Origin of the sequence: Streptomyces sp. NBC_00631 (assembly GCF_045206895.1) — a bacterium.
Taxonomy (GTDB): domain Bacteria; phylum Actinomycetota; class Actinomycetes; order Streptomycetales; family Streptomycetaceae; genus Streptomyces.
Window position 1 is genome coordinate 4,594,966 of sequence record NZ_CP107734.1, and the last position, 20,663, is coordinate 4,615,628.

General features: G+C 70.6%; 15 protein-coding genes and 1 pseudogene. 7 read left to right on the top strand and 9 right to left on the bottom strand.

Annotation, left to right across the window (positions count from 1 at the left end; translation table 11 throughout):
• The first annotated feature begins 44 nt into the window (after positions 1-44).
• Positions 45-533 (top strand): MarR family winged helix-turn-helix transcriptional regulator, encoded by a 489-nt coding sequence (locus OHB00_RS21040; RefSeq protein WP_406436435.1) that lies wholly within the window; start codon positions 45-47, stop codon positions 531-533.
• A 13-nt stretch (positions 534-546) separates the two neighbouring features.
• Here the strand turns inward: OHB00_RS21040 and OHB00_RS21045 are convergent, their stop codons facing one another.
• On the bottom strand, positions 547-2,091 hold the full coding sequence (locus OHB00_RS21045) for a glycosyltransferase family 39 protein (protein ID WP_406445909.1): 1,545 nt from the start codon (positions 2,089-2,091) through the stop codon (positions 547-549).
• 394 nt (positions 2,092-2,485) lie between these two features.
• Between OHB00_RS21045 and OHB00_RS21050 the strand changes: the two genes are divergently transcribed.
• From OHB00_RS21050 to OHB00_RS21060, 3 genes and pseudogenes are all read left to right on the top strand, one after another.
• Positions 2,486-3,703, top strand: a complete 1,218-nt coding sequence (locus OHB00_RS21050) for a glycosyltransferase family 87 protein (protein WP_406445911.1) — start codon at positions 2,486-2,488, stop codon at positions 3,701-3,703.
• A gap of 39 nt (positions 3,704-3,742) precedes the next feature.
• The gene (gene galE, locus OHB00_RS21055) at positions 3,743-4,723 is read left to right on the top strand and encodes a UDP-glucose 4-epimerase GalE (RefSeq protein ID WP_406436436.1); all 981 of its coding nucleotides are present in this window, start codon (positions 3,743-3,745) and stop codon (positions 4,721-4,723) included.
• A gap of 50 nt (positions 4,724-4,773) precedes the next feature.
• Positions 4,774-4,941, top strand: a pseudogene (locus tag OHB00_RS21060) (ADP-ribosylglycohydrolase family protein); the annotation flags it as partial.
• Between the two features lie 7 nt (positions 4,942-4,948).
• On the opposite strand, the gene OHB00_RS21065 reads toward OHB00_RS21060, so the two are convergent.
• The 3 genes from OHB00_RS21065 to OHB00_RS21075 form a co-directional block, all read right to left on the bottom strand.
• The gene (locus tag OHB00_RS21065; RefSeq protein ID WP_406436437.1) at positions 4,949-5,875 is read right to left on the bottom strand and encodes an RNA polymerase sigma-70 factor; all 927 of its coding nucleotides are present in this window, start codon (positions 5,873-5,875) and stop codon (positions 4,949-4,951) included.
• Between the two features lie 53 nt (positions 5,876-5,928).
• The gene (locus tag OHB00_RS21070) at positions 5,929-6,306 is read right to left on the bottom strand and encodes a DoxX family protein (protein WP_406436438.1); all 378 of its coding nucleotides are present in this window, start codon (positions 6,304-6,306) and stop codon (positions 5,929-5,931) included.
• An 80-nt stretch (positions 6,307-6,386) separates the two neighbouring features.
• Entirely contained in the window at positions 6,387-7,013 is a 627-nt protein-coding gene (locus tag OHB00_RS21075; RefSeq protein ID WP_406436439.1) for a TetR/AcrR family transcriptional regulator, read from the bottom strand.
• Between the two features lie 368 nt (positions 7,014-7,381).
• Here OHB00_RS21075 and OHB00_RS21080 point away from each other — a divergent pair, with 368 nt between their 5' ends.
• Together OHB00_RS21080 and OHB00_RS21085 are read left to right on the top strand one after the other, a co-directional pair.
• Positions 7,382-8,299, top strand: coding sequence for an ABC transporter permease (locus OHB00_RS21080; protein ID WP_406436440.1), 918 nt, complete (start codon positions 7,382-7,384; stop codon positions 8,297-8,299).
• Between the two features lie 40 nt (positions 8,300-8,339).
• The gene (locus tag OHB00_RS21085) at positions 8,340-9,209 is read left to right on the top strand and encodes an ABC transporter ATP-binding protein (protein ID WP_406445913.1); all 870 of its coding nucleotides are present in this window, start codon (positions 8,340-8,342) and stop codon (positions 9,207-9,209) included.
• Positions 9,210-9,226: 17 nt separating this feature from the next.
• Here OHB00_RS21085 and OHB00_RS21090 read toward each other — a convergent pair whose 3' ends face one another.
• The 4 genes from OHB00_RS21090 to OHB00_RS21105 form a co-directional block, all read right to left on the bottom strand.
• Positions 9,227-9,688: a GtrA family protein gene (locus OHB00_RS21090; RefSeq protein WP_406436442.1), complete on the bottom strand. Its 462-nt coding sequence runs from the start codon at positions 9,686-9,688 to the stop codon at positions 9,227-9,229.
• 167 nt (positions 9,689-9,855) lie between these two features.
• Complete coding sequence (locus OHB00_RS21095; RefSeq protein ID WP_406436444.1) at positions 9,856-14,793, bottom strand: NAD-glutamate dehydrogenase; 4,938 nt, start codon at positions 14,791-14,793, stop codon at positions 9,856-9,858.
• Between the two features lie 649 nt (positions 14,794-15,442).
• Positions 15,443-16,108, bottom strand: a complete 666-nt coding sequence (locus OHB00_RS21100; protein ID WP_406436446.1) for an HAD family hydrolase — start codon at positions 16,106-16,108, stop codon at positions 15,443-15,445.
• A gap of 47 nt (positions 16,109-16,155) precedes the next feature.
• The gene (locus tag OHB00_RS21105; RefSeq protein ID WP_406436448.1) at positions 16,156-16,671 is read right to left on the bottom strand and encodes a DUF6912 family protein; all 516 of its coding nucleotides are present in this window, start codon (positions 16,669-16,671) and stop codon (positions 16,156-16,158) included.
• A 330-nt stretch (positions 16,672-17,001) separates the two neighbouring features.
• On the opposite strand from OHB00_RS21105, the gene OHB00_RS21110 reads away from it, so the two are divergent.
• The gene (locus OHB00_RS21110; RefSeq protein ID WP_406436450.1) at positions 17,002-17,463 is read left to right on the top strand and encodes an Rv3235 family protein; all 462 of its coding nucleotides are present in this window, start codon (positions 17,002-17,004) and stop codon (positions 17,461-17,463) included.
• A 113-nt stretch (positions 17,464-17,576) separates the two neighbouring features.
• Here the strand turns inward: OHB00_RS21110 and secA are convergent, their stop codons facing one another.
• On the bottom strand, positions 17,577-20,423 hold the full coding sequence (gene secA / locus OHB00_RS21115; protein WP_406436452.1) for a preprotein translocase subunit SecA: 2,847 nt from the start codon (positions 20,421-20,423) through the stop codon (positions 17,577-17,579).
• Positions 20,424-20,663 lie beyond the last annotated feature (240 nt).

Consider the following 20,663-nt stretch of genomic DNA (forward strand, 5'->3'; position numbering starts at 1 on the left):
AATTGCCTACAACTAAATGACCCGCAAGGCGCTACGATTGAGTCATGACCGCGACGACACCGACCCCCAGCCCCGTACCCGACGCGGAGTGGCTCCAGCTGGACCGCCAGATCTGCTTCTCCCTGCACGCCGCGTCCCGCGCCTTCAACGGCGTCTACCGCGTGATCCTCAAGGACCTGGGGCTCACCTACCCGCAGTACCTGGTGATGCTGGTGCTGTGGGAGCAGGGCGACCTGCCGGTCAAGAAGCTCGGCGAACACCTGCGCCTGGACTCCGGCACCCTGTCGCCGCTGCTCAAGCGCCTGGAGGCGGCGGGCCTGGTACACCGCGAGCGCAGCGCCCGGGACGAGCGCTCGGTGGAGGTACGGCTGACGGAAAAGGGGGCCGCGCTGCGGGAGCGGGCACGGGAGGTGCCGCGGCGGATCGTGGCAGCGACGGGTTTCGACGTGGACGAGATCCGGAACCTGAAGGCGCGCCTGGACCAGCTGACGGGGACCTTGGACTCGGCGGCCCTGGAGGAGGGCTCCTGCTGAAGCACCCCCGCCTTCAGGGGCGTGGGGCTGTTGTCGATGTGCGGCTGTCGCCGCGTGAGCGCGACCAGCCCCCATCGACCCGCAGCCCGGACTCCTCCGAACCCGCCCGGATCGGCCGCACATACAACCGCAGCGCGATCCGGTCGATCACCATCTCCTCCCGCAGCACGAACTGCTGGTTCAGCACAGCGAACTTGGCCCGCTCCGTCGGAAGCCGCGGCCGGTACCCGCTCACCAGCGCGTACTTCTCCATCACGGCCCACACCTCGTCGGCCCCCGCCAGCCGCCGCCGCAACACCCCCTCCCCGACCTCGCGCCCGTACAACGTCCCCGACGCCGGCCCCGGCTCGGCCAGTGCGACGTCCCTCGTGGCCTTGAAGTCGGCGGGATACGCGAGCTCCGCCCCGCGCGCGTGAGCCGGCAGGAACAGCACGGGGTCGCCGGGCCGCAGCGTGCGAGCGACGGCCGCCGCGACCGCCCCGAGGTTGTCGGGACGGGTGTTCGGCACCCGGTCCGCCCGCAGCAGGGGGAGCTGGTGGGTGAAGGCGAGGAGAACCGCCAGGACCCCGGCCAGAGTGAGCGTCGGCGACCGGGGCGTGGTCGCCGCGCCGTGGGACCAGAGCCGGCCGAGCAGCCCGGCGACACGGTCCGCGCCGAGCGCCACCAGCAGCGGCGCCCCGGAGAGCGCGTACAGCACGTACCGGTCGACGTACAGCGGGGTGAGCTGCGAGGCCAGCATCAGCGCCACCGGCGGCAGCACCGCGAGCGGCAGCGCGACCGCCGCGAGGGTCACCTCGCCGCGCCGGCCCACCAGCCGCGTCAGCCCGAGCAGCCCGAGCGCCAGGCACACCCAGTACACCCGGTCGGTCGGTCCGAGGTACTGGCGCAGCAGCTCCTGCGCGGTCTCCACGTCCGGCTCGCGCAGCCAGGCCACCTGGGCCGACTGCCCGCGCGAGACCACGGCCATCGGCAGCAGCGACAGCGCCACGCCCCCGGCCGCGCAGCACCACCCCCGCCACACCCTTCTCGACGAACGGGCCAGCGCCAGGGTTCCCGCGTGCGCGAGCAGCAGCAGGACGGCGAACTCGTGCAGCCAGCAGGTGACTGAGAGGACGGCGCCGTACCGCCACCAGGCCCGCCACCCCCCTTCCCGCACCGCCCGGACGAAGAGCAGCGTGGCTCCGGTGGCCCCCGCGGCGACCAGCGCGTACGAGCGGCCCTCCTGCGCGTAGTGGCCGACCAGCGGGGTGACCGCGTACAGCAGCCCGGCCCACAGGCCGACCCGCGGCCGGGCCAGGCGGGTGCCCAGGAGGGCCACCAGGCCGGCGGTGACGGCCGCCGCGCACACCGAGGGCAGCCGGAGGACGACCTCGCCGGGGTGGCCGGGGTCGGCGGCGAGGACCACGTGCATCAGCAGGTAGTACAGGCCGTGCACCGCGTCCACGCCGTGCAGCAGCCGCCAGATCTGCGGCACCGTGCGCCGGGCGACCTGGTAGGTGACGGCCTCGTCGCGCCACATGCCGCCGCGGTGCAGCCCCCAGAGCCCGACCGCGAGCATCACCGCCGCCGGTACGGCCACGGCGAGGGCCCGGACAGACCCCGGCCACCGGGGCGCTCCGCCCAACGGGCGCGGCCGACTCCGCGGAGCCGGCCGGCCGTCCTGCGCTGTTCGTGTCGTTCGCGGATGTCGCGGATGTGCTTTTACGAGAGGCCCGATACTCACCACGGCCCGATCTTTTGCGATTAGCCAACCTTTGCCGGGTATTGACGGCGTATCGGCATGGATACACCATCCGCGCGGCTTACGCTCGCGGTCGATGAATCGCCACCCGTACACTCCGCTTCCGCGCGTCCCGTTCGCCTCGCCTGTTCGACTCCCCCGGCTCAACCGCCCGCCCGGCCTCCCCCGACTCCTCTGTCTCGCCGCCGCCTGGGCGGCCACGCGCGCGCTGATGCTGTGGCTCCTCGCCCACAACAACGAGCGGTCCCTGGGTCACGGATCGGTCGCGCGCGAAGTCTGGCGGCTGTACTTCCACTGGTACGGCGTGCTGTCGCACGGCGCGTTCCCGGCGCACGACACGTTGTGGCAGTACCCGCCGGGCGCCGGCGCGGTGCTGCTCGCACCGGGGCTGGTGCCCGGACTGAGCTACTTCCAGGCGTTCGTGGCGCTCACTCTGGCCACCGACGCACTGATCACGGCGGCGCTCGCCCGCGCGGGCTCGCGCCCCGGCCGCACCCTGCTCGGCGCGGCCTTCTGGACCGGCGGCCTGCCCCTGCTGCTGCACCTCCCGCTCGCCCGCTACGACGTGGAGGTCACCGCTTTCGCGGTGCTCTCCCTGCTGGCACTGAAGCGCTCCACGCGCGCGTGCGGTGCGCTGGCGGCGCTGGGCGCGCTGGTGAAGGTGTGGCCGGCGCTGGTGCTGCTGGGCCTGGAGCGCGGGCGTCCGACCCGTACGGCGTGGCTGTCCGCGGCCCTGACCGGGACCGTGACCCTCGCCGCCTTCGTGGTGTCGTTCCGCAACCCGCTGGCCTTCCTCCGTCAGCAGGGCGGCCGGGGTGTGCAGGTCGAGTCGCTCGGCGGGACCGCGCTCAGCCTGGCGCGGCACGCCGGCTGGCGGGGCACGACCCGCTACCAGTACGGCGCCATCGAACTGGTCGGCCCGCACGTGCGCGCGGTCGCGACCGCCTCCCTCGCGCTCACCGCGGCCGCCTTCGCGCTGCTGGTGCTGTGGCGGGTACGGGCCCGGCACTGGAGCCCGGCCACCCCCTACGACGCGGCCCTGAGCGCCGTACTCCTCTTCACCGTCACCAGCCGGGTGATCAGCCCGCAGTACATGATCTGGCTGCTCGGCCTGGCCGCCGTCTGCCTGACCTCACGGCACACCACCCAGCGTCCGGTCGCCGCGCTGATCCTGGCGGCGACCGCGCTCAGTGCCGTCGCCTACCCCGCGTTCTACACCGAGGTCGTCCACTGCACCTGGACCGGCTGTCTGCTGATGCTCGCCCGCAACGGCCTGCTGGCCACCGCCGCCGTGCTCTCCCTGACCCGCCTGTGGCGCGCCACCCGCCGCCGGGAGAGCACGGCACCTGTCCACAGGAGCGCAGCGCGCCAGGTCAGCCGTCCGCAGATGTCGGCCGCACCTGCTTCACTGAGGGGTGACCGCGGCTGACGAACACCACGGGCCAACTGACGGAGGGGACGGCCACACATGACCTGGCTGATCACCGGCGGCGCCGGTTACATCGGAGCGCATGTCGTACGCGCGATGACGGAGGCGGGCGAGCGGACGGTGGTGTACGACGACCTGTCCACCGGCATCGCCGAACGCCTGCCCGAGGACGTCCCCCTGGTGAGGGGCTCCACGCTCGACGGTGAGAAGGTCGCGCGTGTGCTGGCCGAGCACGAGGTGACCGGGGTGGTGCACCTGGCGGCGAAGAAGCAGGTCGGCGAGTCGGTGGACCGTCCGCTGCACTACTACCACGAGAACCTCGAAGGCCTGCGGGTGCTGCTTCAGGCCGTGACGGAGGCGCAGGTCCCGTCCTTCGTGTTCTCGTCCTCGGCGGCCGTCTACGGCATGCCGGACGTCGACCTGGTGACGGAGGAGACGCCGTGCGTGCCGATGTCGCCGTACGGCGAGACGAAGCTGGCGGGTGAGTGGCTGGTCCGCGCGACGGGCCGGGCCACCGGTCTCGCCACGGCCTCGCTCCGCTACTTCAACGTGGCCGGCGCGGCCCGCCCCGAGCTCGCCGACGTGGGCGTGTACAACCTCGTCCCGATGGTCTTCGAGAGGCTCACGGAGAACGCGCCGCCGCGCATCTTCGGCGACGACTACGCGACGCCGGACGGCACCGGCGTCCGCGACTACATCCACGTGGTGGACCTGGCCGAGGCGCATGTGGCCGCCGCCCGCGCCCTCCAGGCCGAGCCGGGCCGCGAGCTGACCCTGAACATCGGGCGCGGCGAGGGCGTCTCGGTCCGCGAGATGATCGACCGCATCAACGCGGTCACCGGCTACGACCTCCCCCCGACCGTCACCCCGCGCCGCGCCGGCGATCCGGCCCGCGTGGTCGCCTCCGCCGACCGCATCACCACCGAACTCGGCTGGAAGGCCAGACACGACGTCCAGGACATGATCACCTCGGCCTGGGACGGCTGGGTACGCCTGCACCCGGAGGCGTCCCGGGGCTGACCCCGTAGCCTGCGCGAATGACCTGCCTGTCCCGCCTGGACCGCACTCCGGGCGGCGACACCGATACCGTCGCCGCGGTCACCGGTGCCCCGGCCGGTGCCGTGCACGGCGTCGGGGCCGCGCGGCGGCAGTGGACGGGTGTGCCGCACGTGCCGTTGCCCGAGTTCGGTGGCCAGGTGCTGCGGGCGGCGGACCCGGCCCGGCGGCCGGCTTCCTGAACCTGCGTCACTTCATGCCTCTGCGGGCCTGTTTGGCTTCCTCGGAGATGGCCCAGGCGTCCGCCACCGGGCCCACGTGGCCGAGTTTGTTGGGGTTGAGGACGAGGCGGATCGCCTGGATCCGGCCGTCGAGGATGTCGAGGGAGAAGGTCTGCAGGACCCGGCCGTCGCGGTCGCGGAAGATCGCGCCGGGCTGGCCGTTGACCTCGTGCGGCGTGCAGGTCACGTCGATGCGGGTCAGCAGCGGGAAGACGGCGGCGAGGAGGCGGGCCACGTTCTGGGCGCCCAGCACCGCGCGGGCCAGCTGCGGTGCCTTGCCGCCGGCGTCGCCGACCAGCGACACGTCGACGGCGAGCAGCTTCTGGAGGCCGGCCAGGTCGCCTTCGTGGAGGGCGTCGAAGAAGCGTGCGGCCAGTTCGTCGCGTTCCTGGCGGTCCGGCTCGAAACGGGGGCGGCCCTCCGCCATGTGGCGCCGGGCCCGGACCGCCAGCTGGCGGCAGGCGGCCTCCGAGCGGCCCACCGCCGACGCGACCTCGGGGAAGCCGAAGTCAAATACCTCGCGCAGGACGAAGACCGCGCGCTCCAGGGGGCTGAGCCGCTCCAGGAGCAGCAGGGCCGCCATCGACACCGAGTCGGCCAGCTCCGCCGACCGCGCCGGGTCCTCGTAGGGGTCGGCGAGCAGCGGTTCGGGGAACCACGGTCCGACGTACTCCTCGCGCCGGACCCGGGCCGAGCGCAGCACGTCGATCGAGATCCGGGTCACCGCGGCCGACAGGAAGGCCTTCGCCGACCTGACCCGCGTCGGCGAGCCGGCGAAGCGCAGCCAGGTTTCCTGGACCGCGTCCTCGGCCTCGCCGACGCTGCCCAGGATCCGGTACGCGATCGAGAACAGCAGCGGCCGCAGTTCCTGGAACTCCTCGGTCCTGTTCTTCATGTCCACTCCCCGTCGTCCCCCCTTCTCCTTCTCGCTGTCCGTGGACCCGCCCGTCAGAAGGAGCCCGGGCCGAACCGGCCCGCCGCGACGACCAGCGCCAGCGCGAGGTAGGCCAGGTTCAGCGCCACGAACGCCCGCTCGCCGCGCCGCCCGTGGGTGATCATCGCGCCGATCATCAGCAGGATCCACGCGGTGGCGGTCACCGGCACCAGGACCGGTGCGATGCCGGTGACGGCCGGCAGGACCAGACCCGCCGCGGCCAGTAGTTCGAGGATGCCGAGCGCCCTGACGAATCCGTCGCCGACGTCACCGGTCCAGCCGCCGCCGTGCGCCGCGGCCAGCCGCTCCCTCGGCACGAACGTCTTGCTGATCCCACCGGCCAGCGCCACTGCGGCGAGCAGCCCGGCGGTGATCCACAACGCGAGGTTCATCGTCCACTCCCTGATCGAGGATGCCTGCGCCCTCTACGACGAGACGGCCGCCGCGCCTGTGACATCCCCCGCCGAGTGGTTCACAGCGCCTTGAGCGCTTCCGTGGTCCCGCGGGCCAGCGCCGCCAGGTAGCCCTTGGGCAGCTTCGGGGTGCGGATCACCACCGAGCGCCAGTACAGCGGGCCGGAGATCAGGTCCATGGCCAGGTCGTCGTCGAGGCCCTCGGCGAGTTCGCCGCGCCGCTGCGCCGCCTCGATGATCTTGCTGGCGACGCCCTCCTGTCCCTCGCGCAGCGTCTTCTGCATGGCCTCGGCGATGTCGGGGTTGCGGGCCGCCTCGGCCTGGAGGTCAGGGATGATCTGCGAGGCGACCGGATGGCGCAGCGCGCGGGAGGTGACCTCGTAGAGCAGTCGCAGGTCGCCCTCCAAAGAGCCGGTGTCGGGCACCGGCAGGCCCATCACGGCGATGGCCGAGACGACGTCGAGGACCAGGTGCAGCTTGGAACGCCAGCGGCGGTAGACGGCGGTCTTGCCGACGCCCGCGCGGCGCGCGATGCCCTCGATGGACATCCGGGCATACCCGACCGCCGCGAGTTCCTCGAAGACGGCGGCCCGGATGGCCTCGGTCACGTCCTCCCGGAGGACGGCCGCCCCGGCGGGGGCTCGTCGGCGCGGACGCGTCTGGGACTCCTCGGCGTTCGTCGTCATGCTCCCAGCATAGGGGCGTAACGACGAAACGGTTGCGTTCCGACGACTCCACCGAACGTGCCCGCCACCCGAACGCCGCAGCGCGGACGCGCTGAACGCGCCCCAGCTCACCGCCGTACCGAACACGTGCCCGCACCACACCGCAACGAATCGGTCGCGCGCCGACCTCGAACGTGTTACGGCGCACATCCACTCGTGACGACGAAACGGTTGCGTTCCGACGCCGACTCGGCCTACGCTCCCGTTGCGACGATACGGTCCCGTCCCGACGTAAGAAAACGTGAAGAGAAGCGTAAGGAAACTTCGGATGACGGGCCCGGCGCCCAGCCGGACGCCGCACCCCCACCCCCCGAGTGAAAGCAGCGGATGTGACCCAGGTTCTCCACACACCGCCCCCGGCCCCGGTCACGGCCGAGGACGACCTCGCGGCACTCGCCGCCCGGTACGGACTCTCGGTCAGCGGCGCCCGTCCCTCCCTGCCCCAGTACATCCGCCAGCTGTGGGCGCGGCGGCACTTCATCACCGCGTTCGCCACCGCCAAGCTCACCGCCCAGTACGCCCAGGCGAAGCTCGGCCAGGTCTGGCAGGTCATGACCCCGCTGCTGAACGCGGCGGTGTACTACTTCATCTTCGGCATCCTGCTGGGCACCAAGCGCGGCGTCCCCGACTACATCCCGTTCCTCGTCACGGGCGTGTTCATCTGGACGTTCACGCAGAGCTCGATCATGGTCGGCACCCGCGCGATCTCGGGCAACCTCGGCCTCGTCCGCGCCCTGCACTTCCCGCGGGCCGCGCTGCCCATCTCCTTCTGTCTCCAGCAGCTCCAGCAGCTGCTGTTCTCCATGGCCGCCCTGGTCGTCATCCTGCTCTGCTTCGGCGTTCCGGTGGCCGCCTCCTGGCTGCTGGCGATCCCCGCGCTGATCCTGCAGTTCATGTTCAACGCCGGCTTCGCGATGATCATGGCCCGGTGGGGCGCCAAGACGCCGGACATCGCCCAGCTGATGCCGTTCGTGCTGCGCACCTGGATGTACATCTCCGGCGTCATGTGGAACATCGACAAGCTGACCAAGAACCACCACGGTCTGCCGAGCTGGGTGAACCCGGTACTCAAGGACAACCCGGCCGCCGTCTACATCGACCTGATGCGTTACGCCCTGATCGACAGCTTCCACTCCAGCCAGTTGCCTCCGCACGTGTGGATCGTCGCGACCGGCTGGGCAGTGGTCCTCGGCGTCGGCGGGTTCATCTACTTCTGGAAGGCTGAGGAGACGTACGGCCGTGGCTGAGAACGTGAGCGACATCCCCAGCATGAACGACACCCCCGGCATGAACGACGCCCTCGGCGAGAGCGACACCGTGCGTGAGACCCGCCCTGTGAGCGACGTCCCCACCGTCGTCTGCGACAGCGTCGACATCGTCTACCGGGTCAACGGCACCGGCGCCGGCCGCGGCTCCGCCACCGCCGCCCTCAACCGCATGCTGCGCCGCCAGCACGTGGAGCAGGCGGCCGGCGTCCGCAAGGTGCACGCGGTCAAGAACGTCAGTTTCGTCGCCTACAAGGGCGAGGCGATCGGCCTGATCGGCACCAACGGGTCCGGCAAGTCGACCCTGCTCAAGGCCGTCGCGGGCCTCCTCCCCGTGGAGAACGGCGCCATCTACACCGACGGCCAGCCCTCCCTCCTCGGCGTCAACGCGGCCCTGATGGGCGACCTGACCGGCGAGAAGAACGTCTACCTCGGCGGCCTCGCCATGGGCATGTCCCGCGAGGAGATCAAGGAGCGCTACCAGGACATCGTCGACTTCTCCGGCATCAACGAGAAGGGCGACTTCATCACCCTCCCGATGCGGACCTACTCCTCCGGCATGGGCGCCCGGCTGCGGTTCTCCATCGCCGCCGCCAAGGACCACGACGTGCTGCTCATCGACGAGGCCCTGGCCACCGGTGACGCGTCCTTCCGCATGCGGTCGGAGGAGCGCATCCGCGAACTGCGCCAGCGCGCGGGCACGGTGTTCCTGGTCAGCCACAACAACAAGTCCATCCGCGACACCTGCGAGCGGGTGCTGTGGCTGGAGCGCGGGGTGCTGCGCATGGACGGGCCGACCGAGGACGTCCTCGCGGAGTACGAGGCCTTCACCGGCGACAAGTCCGACAAGCCGAAGGCGAAGCCCAAGCCGAAGGCCACCCAGCCTTCCTGAAGCAGCCTTCCTGAGTCCTACGCCCGCGAGCCGCGCCGTTGCCGTACGGCGCGGCTCGCGTCCGTCTGGAACACCCACGTCCGGTAGACGAGGAAACGGAAGGCGGAGGCGAGCACGATCGACAGCGCCTTCACCACGTTGGATTCCAGCGGTCCGGCGAGGCCGAGGCCGTGATAACCGGCGTAGAACAGACCGCTTTCCAGTACGACACCCAGACCGCTGAACACGAAGAAAAGTGCGATCTGCTGTCGTGTGCGCGAGGCCCGGTCGCGATAGGCGAAAAATCGGAAGCCCACGTAATTGGTCGCCATCGCCATGCAGCTGGCCGCCACCGTCGCGGCCATGGCCGGCCAACGCAGGCCGTGCAGCAGCAGGTTGAAGATCAGGAGATTGACGAGGACACCGCTGCCGCCGACGACCGCGAATTTCACGACTTCGAGTACGACCTGCGGGACCGGCCGCCCCACCGTGAGTTGCACTGTCACACGGCAGACCCTATCCGAGACGTCCGGATTAGCAGGAAACGGTAAATTCAGCGTCCGTTTTCCCCTGGATATCGGCAAGAACAAACACGGGCAGGAAAGAAAGCGCCCCGGACCGTCAACGGCCCGGGGCGCCTTTCATGTCGTACGACTGCTTCGTACCGCTACGAGTGCGTGCGCAGCAGCGTCCGCATCGTCCGCATGGCCACCGAGAGGTTGGCCAGGTCGAAGGAGTCCGAGCTGCGGATCTCCTCCAGGGTGGCCCGGGCCCGGCCCAGGATCGCGGTGTTCTTCTGCTCCCAGGCCTGGTAGCGCTGCTCGGGGGTCGCCGTGCCGTCGCCCGCGGCGAGGACGTCGGCGGTGAGCATCGCGTGGGCCGCGTACAGGTCCTCGCGGATGGAGGCGCGGGCCATCGACTGCCAGCGGTCGGCGCGCGGGAGCTCGATGATGCGGTCCATCAGCTGGGTGACGCCGAGCCGGTCGGCGAGGTCGTAGTAGACCTCGGCGACGTCCAGCGGCTCCCTGCCCATGCGGTCGGCCACCGAGACGATGTCCAGCGCCGGGAAGGCGGAGGAGAATCCGGCCACGCGGGTGGCGACCTCGTCGGGCACGCCGGCGCCGGACAGCTCGTCGTACACGTGCTGGTACCACTCCAGGTCCGCGCCGCGCAGCAGCTTCGGCAGCTGCTGCCAGACCTGCTCGACCCGCTCGGAGAAGAAGTCGATGGTCTCCAGGAGCTGCAGCGGCTGCGGCCGGTTGTTGAGGAGCCAGCGGGTGCCGCGCTCCACCAGGCGGCGGGAGTGCAGCCGGATCCGGGTCTGGACGGCCGCTTCGACCTTGTTGTCCAGTTCCTCGACCGCATCCCACACCGGAGCCGAACGGAAGATCGTGCGGGCCGCGGTCTGCGCCCGGACGATCTCCTCCAGGGAGGCCCCGGTCTCCTCGCGCAGCCGGTGCAGGTAGGTCGTGCCACCGGTGTTGACCGTGTCGTTGACCAGGACCGTGGTGGTGATCTCACGGCGCAGCGGGTGGGTGGCGAGGGCGGCGGCGAACTGATCGCGCAGGGCCGTCGGGAAGTACGCGTGCAGCAGGCCGCTCAGGTACGGATCGTCCGGCAGCGTGGTGGCCAGCAGCTCGTCGGCGACCGTGATCTTCGTGTACGCCAGCAGGACGGCCGTCTCCGGGCCGGTCAGGCCCTGGCCGGTGCCGATGCGCTCGCGGATCTGGCGGTCGGTGGGCAGGAACTCAAGTGCCCGGTCGAGGTGGCCTTCCCTGACCAGGTGGCGCAGGAACCGCTGCTGCGCGTGGAGCATGTCCCCGGACTGGGCGAGCGCGTTGGCGATCGCCACGTTCTGCGCGTAGTTGTTGCGCAGCACCAGGAAACCGACCTCGTCGGTCATCTCGGCGAGCAGCTTGTTGCGCTGCTTGACGGTCATGTCGCCGTCCGCGACCACGCCGTTGAGCAGGATCTTGATGTTCACCTCGTGGTCGGAGGTGTCCACGCCGGCGCTGTTGTCGATGGCGTCGGTGTTGATCTTGCCGCCCTGGCGGGCGAACTCGATCCGGCCGAGCTGGGTCAGGCCCAGGTTGCCGCCCTCGCCGACGACCTTGACACGCAGGTCGGCGCCGTCGACGCGGATGGCGTCGTTGGCCTTGTCGCCGACGTCCGCGTTGGACTCGGTCGACGCCTTGACGTAGGTGCCGATGCCGCCGTTCCACAGCAGGTCGACCGGCGCCCCGAGGATCGCCTTCATCAGGTCGGCCGGGGTCAGTTTGGTGACCTTCTCCTCGATGCCGAGGGCCTCGCGGATGTGGCTGTTCACCGGGATGGCCTTGGCGCTGCGCGGGAAGATCCCGCCGCCGGGCGAGAGCAGGTCGGTGTCGTAGTCGCCCCAGCTGGAGCGGGGCAGGTCGAACAGGCGGCGGCGCTCGGCGTAGGAGGTGGCCGCGTCCGGGTTCGGGTCGATGAAGATGTGCCGGTGGTCGAAGGCGGCCACCAGACGGATGTGCTCGCTGAGCAGCATGCCGTTGCCGAACACGTCACCGGACATGTCGCCGATGCCGACGACCGTGAACTCCTCGGTCTGGGTGTCGACGCCCAGCTCCCGGAAGTGCCGCTTCACGGACTCCCAGGCGCCGCGCGCGGTGATCCCCATGCCCTTGTGGTCGTAGCCCGCGCTGCCGCCGGAGGCGAAGGCGTCACCGAGCCAGAAGTTGTAGCTGCCGGCGACCTCGTTGGCGATGTCGGAGAACGTCGCCGTGCCCTTGTCGGCCGCGACCACCAGGTAGGTGTCGTCCTCGTCGTGCCGGACCACGTCCTGCGGGGGCACGACATCGCCGGCCACCATGTTGTCGGTGATGTCGAGCAGCGCCGAGATGAACGTCTTGTAGCTGGCGATGCCCTCGGCCAGCCACGCGTCCCGGTCCTTCGCCGGGTCCGGCAGCTGCTTGGCGACGAAGCCACCCTTGGCGCCGACCGGCACGATGACGGTGTTCTTCACCATCTGCGCCTTGACCAGGCCGAGGATCTCGGTGCGGAAGTCCTCACGCCGGTCGGACCAGCGCAGGCCGCCGCGCGCGACCTTGCCGAAGCGCAGGTGCACACCCTCGACGCGCGGCGAGTACACCCAGATCTCGAACGCCGGGCGGGGCGCCGGGAGGTCCGGGATGGCCTGCGGGTCGAACTTCATGGAGACGTAGGAGTGCGGCCCGCCGTCGACCGTCTCCTGGAAGAAGTTGGTGCGCAGCGTCGCCTTGATGACGGTCAGGAAGGAACGCAGGATGCGGTCCTCGTCGAGGCTCGCGACCTGGTCCAGCGCCGCGTCCAGCTCCTCCAGCAGGGCGTCGGTGATCTCCAGGCCGGCCTTCTGCCGGTCCGGCGACATCCGCGCCTCGAACAGCGAGACGAGCAGCCGCGTGGTGTGGACGTTGTTGCGGAGCGTCGTCTCCATGTAGTCCTGGCTGAACGTGGACCCGGCCTGCCGCAGGTACTTGGCGTACGCCCGCAGCACCATCGCCTGCCGCCAGCTCAGCCCGGCGCTCAGCACCAGCGCGTTGAAGCCGTCGTTCTCCGCCCGGCCGGTCCAGGTCGCCGCGAACGCGTCCTGGAACCGCTCACGCCCGTCGTCGCCCAGGTAGTCGCCGTTCGCGCTGCCCTGCACCTTCGGCACCCGCAGGCCGAAGTCGTAGATCCACGCGGTCGTCCGGTCCGCGCAGCGCAGTTCGTACGGCCGCTCGTCGATCACCTCGACGCCGATCCGGCTGAGGACCGGCAGCACCGCCGACAGGGAGATCGCCGCACCCTTGCGGTAGATCTTGAACCGGCGCTCGTCGGGGGCGGCACCGACCGGCTCGTAGAGGCTGAGCGCGAAGTCGTTGCCCGCCTCCTCGGTGAGCCGCTCCAGGTGGACCAGGTCGGCGACCGCGGCGCGCGGGGTGTGGTCGGCCTTGTAGCCCTCGGGGAAGGAGTTGGTGTAGCGGCGCAGCAGCTCGGCCGCGTGCTCCTCGCCGCACTCGGCGTTGAGCGCCTCGGCGAAGGCGTCGGTCCAGGAGCGGGCCGCCTCGACCAGACGGGCCTCGATGCGGTCCTTGTCGGCGTCGGACAGCTCGGGCAGCTCGGTGCCCTGCGGGACGCGGACGACGAAGTGCAGCCGGGAGAGGATCGACTCGGTGTTCCAGGCCGTGAAGTCGACGCTGGTGCCGCCGAGCTCCTCCTTCAGGATGTCGATGATCCGCAGCCGGACGCCGGTGGTGTAGCGGTCACGCGGGAGGTAGACGAGGGCCGAGTAGTAGCGGCCGTACTCGTCCTGGCGCAGGTACAGCCGCAGCCGGCGGCGCTCCTGGAGGTAGAGCACGCTCGTGACGATCGACTCCAGCTCCGGGACCGGGGTCTGGAACATGTCGTCGCGCGGGTAGGTCTCCATGATCTGCATCAGGTCGCGGCCGTCGTGGCTGTTGGGCGAGAAGCCCGCCCGTTCCAGCACGGCGTCGACCTTGCGGCGGATGACCGGCACCCGGCGCACCGACTCGGTGTAGGCGGCGGACGAGAACAGGCCCAGGAAGCGCCGCTCCCCCACCACGTTGCCGTCCGCGTCGAACTTCTTGACGCCGACGTAGTCCAGGTACGACGGCCGGTGCACGGTCGCCCGGCTGTTCGCCTTGGTCAGGACGAGGAGCTTGTGCTCACGGGCCTTGGCGCGCGCGTCGGCCGGGAGCCGCTCGAAGGAGGGGCTGACGGGGTGGCCCTCCTCGCCGGCGTGCTGCGGGTCGGAACGCAGGATGCCGAGGCCGGTGCCGGGCACGGCGGCCAGCGAGTCGTCCTCGCGCAGCTGGTACTCGCGGAAGCCGAGGAAGGTGAAGTGGTCGGCGGCCAGCCAGCGCAGCAGCTCGCGGGCCTCCTCGACCTCGGCGCGCGGCAGGTCGGCGGGGACCGGCTCCTCACCGAGCTGCTCGGCGACGCGGACGGCGCCCTCCCGCATCTTCTCCCAGTCCTCGACGGCCTCCCGGACGTCGGAGAGCACCCGCAGCAGGTCGGCGGTGATCTGCTTGAGGTCGGAGCGGTCGGTCTCCCGGTCGATCTCGACGTGGATCCAGGACTCGACGTGCGTGTCGTGCGGCAGTTCCTCGTCGACGGGCGGGGTGGGCAGCACCTCGATCAGCTTGCCGGTGAGGTCGCGGCGAACGACGAACTGGGGGTGGATGACGACGTGGATCCCGCGCCCCTGCCGGGTCAGCTCATTGGTGACCGAGTCCACGAGGAAGGGCATGTCGTCGGTGACGACCTCCACCACGGTGTGACTGCAGGTCCACCCGTTCTCCTCGACGGTCGGGGTGTGCACCCGGACGTTCGCGGTGCCCTGCGGGCGGGTTTCGGCGAGACGGTAGTGCGAGACGGCGGCGCCGAAGACGTCGACCGGGTCGCGGTCGGCCAGGTCCTCCGGTGCGGTGTGCAGGTAGTAGCGCTGGAGGAACGCGAAGACGGACTCCTGGTCTGTCTCTCCCGTCGTCCCAGTCGGTAGGTGCCCCCCGGCCGGGCTGTTCTCAGCTACCCGGGCGGCCCGATCGAGCAGCTCGGCCTTGGCTTCGTCCAGCTTGGTCTGCATTGTCCTCTGGCTCCTGTCGCGCGCCATTGCGTGACGTAGAAGGAAGTACGGGCTCTTCCCCCTGCGGCTCGACGCCACGGCCGGGGTCTCCGGTCTGCTCCGACGCTATGCCGCGGGGTGAGACGAGCGGGGGGTATTGAGCCATATTTGAGCTGCTCCGCAGGTGTGATGCTGCTCTCGGCAGCGCCCCTGCCTGGGCCGCCTTCGGCGCCCTCCGCCCGGGAAGACCAGCGACCGCCGCCCGGTCACGGAGGTGTTCCGTGCTCACCGGGCGCAGGGCAGGGACACCGAGGCCCCCGCGAACTATCGCGCTGATCACGCCACCAAGGCTATCGCTCCTGACCGGGGGGTCGTCATGAGCCGTATGTGTACAAAACCGGGGGTGGAACTTTGACGTTCTGCACAGGGGCGCTGCGCCGACTTGGCCGACCTGGGGGTGGGGGGTGGCTGCGGGCGGTGGTGAGGCGCGGGCCGGTGGGGGCTGGTCGCGCAGTTCCCCGCGCCCCTTACGCGGCACGTCTTGACTGCGGGCAGTCGTGCCGCTGGGGCGGCACAGGTGGGCGCTGGGGGTCCCCCTCTGCCTCTGGGGGAGGCACCCGGCAAGCGCCGGTAAGCGTCCCCACCCCCGGTCCAGCCCACCCGCACCCGCTCACGCCACCAGCCGCTCCGCCTCCTCGACCGCCTCCGCCAGCGAGTCCACGACCGGCACCCCGGCCTCCTCCAGGCTCGCCCTCCCGTGCGACCCTCCGGTGTACAGCACCGCCTTCGCCCCCACCGCCCGTGCCGCCACGGCGTCGTCCGCCGCGTCCCCGATCACCACGGTCCGGCCCGGCTCCACACCCGCCAGCCACCGCAGATGCCGCACCATGTGCTCGGCCTTGCTGCCCCCCGACGGCCCCAGCCGCCCCTCCACCCGTATGAAGTGCGGCTCGATCCCGAACCCCCGCACCAGCGGGACCAGTTCGTCATGCACGTACATGCTCAGCAGCGACTGGCTGCGCCCCGCCGCACGCCAACCGGCCAGCAGCTCCGCCGCCCCCTCGGTCAGCCCGCACAGGCCGCGGTGCTCGGTGTAGTAGCGGTGGAAGATCTCGTCCATGACCTCCCACTCGGCCTCCGTCGGAAGCCGTCCCATCAGCCGCTCGTAGAACTTCGGCACCGGCACGCAGTACAGCGCCCGGTACTGCTCCAGCGTGATCGGCGCCAGGCCCAGCTCGGCCGAGGCCGCGTTCGTCGCCCCGATGATCGCGTCGTTGTCGTGGAACAGCGTCCCGTTCCAGTCCCAGACAATGTGTGCGCTTTCGTGCTTCCCCATGCCAAAAACGCTACCCGCCGCCACTGACAATCAAGACCGCGCCCCGCTCAGCCGGCCGGCTCCACCAGGTTGGGGATCTCCTGCGTGGCGTACCAGAGCAGCTCGTGGTCCTCGGCCCCGTCCACGACGAACTGCGCGTCGTCGTCCCCGCCGTCCGCCGCCGCCAGCGCTCCGGCCGCCGCCGTCACGTCCTCCCGCGCGTCGTCGGAGTCGACGTGCACCGAGGCCGCCTTGGCGAGTGCCACCGTCCCGGTGACCCGGACCTCGCCCAGCGCCGCCGGGTCGAGCCCGCGGTCCGGGTCGGCCGCCGCCGCGCCGTCGGGCACGTCGACGGCGACCACGACCCTGCGCCGTACCGCGCCCGGGTCGGCGGCCAGCAGCCGCAGGGAGGCCAGTGCGGCCCGGTTGAGCGCGGCGTACTCCAGTTCCTCCATGTCGTCGGAGAGGTACCACTCGCGCAGCGCGGGCGTGACGGCGTAGGCGACGAAAGGACCGGTCCCCAGCTCGCCCGTCCGGTGCGCCTCGGCAAGTCCGGGGAGGGTCAGGGGGACGTAGACGCGCATGGCTGGCCGCTCTTCTCTTCCGGGCTCTTCGACTCTGCGCCTCCCGAAGGTCCCGGCACCTCCCGGAGGGCCTTCAGGATACGTGCGGGCGTCCCCTTTCGGGTCCCGGGCGGTGACGTCGCGGGCGTCCACCCGACGCCCCGCGATTCACCCGGTACCGCCGCCCGTCCGACGGGATTCCCGCACCCCCGACCACTCGGATAGGTGAACATTCCCGGGCCCCTGACACGGGCCGCCACCGCCTTGCTGCCGCCGTCCCGGCCCCCGTACAAGATCCATGACCGTAAGTTACCGCCCGGTCACCCTCCGGGCCGCCGAACGGGGATCCCCATGAACAAGGTCATGACCAGGACCGCGCAGCTCCGCCCTGCCACCCGGCCGCCCGGCCGCCGGGACTCCCGGCGCCCGGGAGCCCCCTCCTCGCGCCGTCCGCTCACGCCTCCGGCGGCCCCGCCGAGCCCACGCCCCACCGACCTGTTCGCGGAGCGTCTGCTGGCCGTTCTGAGTGGCCGCCGCCCTGTCCACTGGATGCTCCGGCACACCGCGGGGCCCGCCTACGACGACCTGGCCCGGCTCGCCGAACGCGGCCCCCTGCGCACCCGCGGCGCCGACCCCGTCGTCCGCGACATCGGCTACTACGTGCCGCGCGCCGGCGCCCTTGAGGTCTTCGCCCGCATCGCCGCGGGCGACAGGCTGCGCGCGATGGCCTTCCGCCTGGAGCAGGGCGCGGACCTGCGCTGGCGCTGCACGGCGGTGGAGATGGGCGGCCCACGCGCGCCTCACGACGACTGACGGCCACCCCGCGGAGGAGGCCGGGCCGCTGATCCCCACCACGCCCCGGCCGCATGCCGAAGGGCCGGCCACCTCTTCAGGTGACCGGCCCTCGCGCGACGCCGTCGTCGGGGTTACTTCCTGCGGCCGCGGCGGCTCTTCGCCTGCTTGCGGCGCTCGGCACGGGTCAGGCCGTCGGCCTCGGAGCGGGCCGGCTCCTCGTCGTCGTAGTCGAAGTCGCCCTCGACGATGCCGCCCTCGCCGTCCACGGTGGCCGCGGAGAAGTGCATGCCCCGCCGCTGCGGCGCCTCCAGGCCCTTGGCGCGAATCTCGGGACGGGAACCCGCCTGGGCCGGAACCGCGTCCTGGACGCCCTCCGCGGCCTCGACGGTGTCCTCGACCGGGACCTCCTCGACCTGCTGCTCGACCTGGACCTCCAGGTTGAACAGGTAGCCGACGGACTCCTCCTTGATGCCGTCCATCATCGCGGTGAACATGTCGAAGCCCTCGCGCTGGTACTCGACCAGGGGGTCCTTCTGGGCCATCGCGCGCAGGCCGATGCCCTCCTGGAGGTAGTCCATCTCGTAGAGGTGCTCACGCCACTTGCGGTCCAGGACCGACAGCACGACCCGGCGCTCCAGCTCGCGCATGATCTCGGAGCCGAGCTGCGTCTCGCGCGACTCGTACTGCTCGTGGATGTCGTCCTTGATGGAATCGGAGATGTACTCGGCGGTCAGGCCCGCGCGGTCGCCGGCCGCCTCCTCCAGCTCCTCGACGGTGACCTTCACCGGGTAGAGCTGCTTGAAGGCGCCCCACAGGCGGTCGAGGTCCCAGTCCTCCGGGAAGCCCTCGGCGGTCTCCGCGCCGACGTACGCGTCGATCGTGTCGTCCATGAAGTGCTGGATCTGCTCCTGGAGGTCCTCGCCCTCCAGGACGCGGCGGCGCTCGCCGTAGATGACCTCGCGCTGCCGGTTGAGCACCTCGTCGTACTTCAGGACGTTCTTACGGGTCTCGAAGTTCTGCTGCTCGACCTGCGACTGCGCGGACGCGATCGCGCGGGTGACCATCTTGTTCTCGATCGGCACGTCGTCCGGCACGTTCGCCATGGACATCACGCGCTCGACCATCTGGGCCTTGAACAGCCGCATCAGGTCGTCGCCGAGGGAGAGGTAGAAGCGGGACTCACCGGGGTCGCCCTGACGGCCGCTGCGGCCACGCAGCTGGTTGTCGATCCGGCGCGACTCGTGCCGCTCGGTGCCCAGCACGTAGAGGCCGCCGAGCTCCTTGACCTCGTCGAACTCGGCCTTGACGGCCCGCTCGGCCTTCTCCAGGGCGGCGGGCAGCGCGGCCGCCCACTCCTCGATGTGCTCCTCGGGGTCGAGACCGCGCTGACGCAGCTCCGCCTCGGCGAGGTCCTCGGGGTTGCCGCCGAGCTTGATGTCGGTACCACGGCCGGCCATGTTGGTGGCCACCGTCACGGCGCCCTTGCGGCCGGCCTGCGCGACGATCGACGCCTCGCGCTCGTGGTGCTTGGCGTTGAGCACCTCGTGCTGGATGCCGCGCTTGGAGAGCTGCTGCGAGAGGTACTCCGACTTCTCGACGGAGGTCGTGCCGACCAGGATCGGCTGGCCCTTCTCGTGCTTCTCCGCGATGTCGTCGACGACCGCCTCGAACTTGGCGACCTCGGTGCGGTAGATCAGGTCCGACTGGTCCCTGCGGATCATCGGCCTGTTCGTCGGGATCGGGACCACGCCGAGCTTGTAGATCTGGTGGAACTCGGCGGCCTCGGTCATGGCCGTACCGGTCATGCCGGACAGGCCGGGCTGTTCCTTGCCGTTGTGGTCGTGGCGCTTGTAGAGGCGGAAGAAGTTCTGCAGGGTGATCGTGGCGAGGGTCTGGTTCTCGTCCTTGATGTCCACCCCTTCCTTCGCCTCGATCGCCTGGTGCATGCCCTCGTTGTAACGGCGGCCGGCGAGGATACGGCCGGTGTGCTCGTCGACGATCATGACCTCGCCGTCCATGACGACGTAGTCCTTGTCCTTCTTGAAGAGCTCCTTCGCCTTGATGGCGTTGTTCAGGTAGCCCACCAGAGGGGTGTTCACCGACTCGTAGAGGTTGTCGATGCCCAGCCAGTCCTCGACCTTGGAGACACCGGACTCGTGGATGGCGACCGTGCGCTTCTTCTCGTCGACCTCGTAGTCGCCGGTCTCCTCGATGCCCTTGAGCGGGTTGCCGGCCTCGCCCTTCTTCAGCCGCAGGACCAGCTTGGCGAAGTCGCCGTACCACTTGGTGGCCTGGTCGGCCGGGCCGGAGATGATCAGCGGCGTACGGGCCTCGTCGACCAGGATGGAGTCGACCTCGTCGACGATGGCGTAGTTGTGGCCGCGCTGGACGAGCTCGTCCTGGGCCCACGCCATGTTGTCGCGGAGGTAGTCGAAGCCGAACTCGTTGTTCGTGCCGTACGTGATGTCGCACGCGTACTGCTCGCGGCGCTGGGCCGGCGTCATGTTGGCGAGGATGCAGCCGACGGTGAGGCCCAGGAACTTGTGGACGCGGCCCATCATCTCGGAGTCGCGCTCGGCCAGGTAGTCGTTGACCGTGATGAGGTGGACGCCCTTGCCCGACAGTGCGTTGAGGTACGCGGGCAGGGTGCCGACGAGAGTCTTGCCCTCACCGGTCTTCATCTCGGCCACATAGCCGAGGTGAAGGGCCGCGCCGCCCATGATCTGCACGTCGTAGGGACGCTGGCCGAGAGCGCGCTTGGCGGCCTCACGGACGGTGGCGAACGCCTCGGGAAGCAGGTCGTCAAGGCTCTCGCCGTCGGCGTAGCGCTGCTTGTACTCATCGGTGAGGGCCCGCAGCTCGGCGTCGGAGAGGTCGACGAAATCCTCTTCGATGGAGTTGACCTGGTCCGCGATGCGGTGCAGCTTGCGCAGGATCTTGCCTTCGCCTGCACGCATGATCTTCGAGAGGACGGACACGGGGGTTAGTCTCCTTGCCGGTCGGGCCTGGGAGGGTCGGTTTCCATTTGACGTACTGAGCAACGGCCATCGTATGCGAGGACCCGGCCGGGTCGGGAGGCCTGTCGGCCCGACGACCGCCCGTCGCTTTCCTGAGGGCCCTGCGAGCCCACTTCGCGCCTCACCCGGGACAACGGCCGGGGCGTGCGGATAGTGCCGCGCAGGGGTGAGGAATTGAGCGAAATGTGATCACTTGCTCAC

Bases quoted from the DNA above. Each gene is read 5' to 3' on its own strand.
- galE (WP_406436436.1), top strand. From the start codon at position 3,743: ATGACCTGGCTGATCACCGGCGGCGCCGGTTACATCGGAGCGCATGTC.
- OHB00_RS21050 (WP_406445911.1), top strand. From the start codon at position 2,486: ATGCTGTGGCTCCTCGCCCACAACAACGAGCGGTCCCTGGGTCACGGA.
- OHB00_RS21110 (WP_406436450.1), top strand. From the start codon at position 17,002: ATGAACAAGGTCATGACCAGGACCGCGCAGCTCCGCCCTGCCACCCGG.
- OHB00_RS21045 (WP_406445909.1), bottom strand. From the start codon at position 2,091: ATGCTCGCGGTCGGGCTCTGGGGGCTGCACCGCGGCGGCATGTGGCGC.
- OHB00_RS21095 (WP_406436444.1), bottom strand. From the start codon at position 14,793: ATGCAGACCAAGCTGGACGAAGCCAAGGCCGAGCTGCTCGATCGGGCC.
- OHB00_RS21075 (WP_406436439.1), bottom strand. From the start codon at position 7,013: ATGACGACGAACGCCGAGGAGTCCCAGACGCGTCCGCGCCGACGAGCC.
- OHB00_RS21105 (WP_406436448.1), bottom strand. From the start codon at position 16,671: ATGCGCGTCTACGTCCCCCTGACCCTCCCCGGACTTGCCGAGGCGCAC.
- OHB00_RS21065 (WP_406436437.1), bottom strand. From the start codon at position 5,875: ATGAAGAACAGGACCGAGGAGTTCCAGGAACTGCGGCCGCTGCTGTTC.
- OHB00_RS21085 (WP_406445913.1), top strand. From the start codon at position 8,340: ATGAACGACGCCCTCGGCGAGAGCGACACCGTGCGTGAGACCCGCCCT.
- OHB00_RS21100 (WP_406436446.1), bottom strand. From the start codon at position 16,108: ATGGGGAAGCACGAAAGCGCACACATTGTCTGGGACTGGAACGGGACG.
- OHB00_RS21070 (WP_406436438.1), bottom strand. From the start codon at position 6,306: ATGAACCTCGCGTTGTGGATCACCGCCGGGCTGCTCGCCGCAGTGGCG.
- OHB00_RS21040 (WP_406436435.1), top strand. From the start codon at position 45: ATGACCGCGACGACACCGACCCCCAGCCCCGTACCCGACGCGGAGTGG.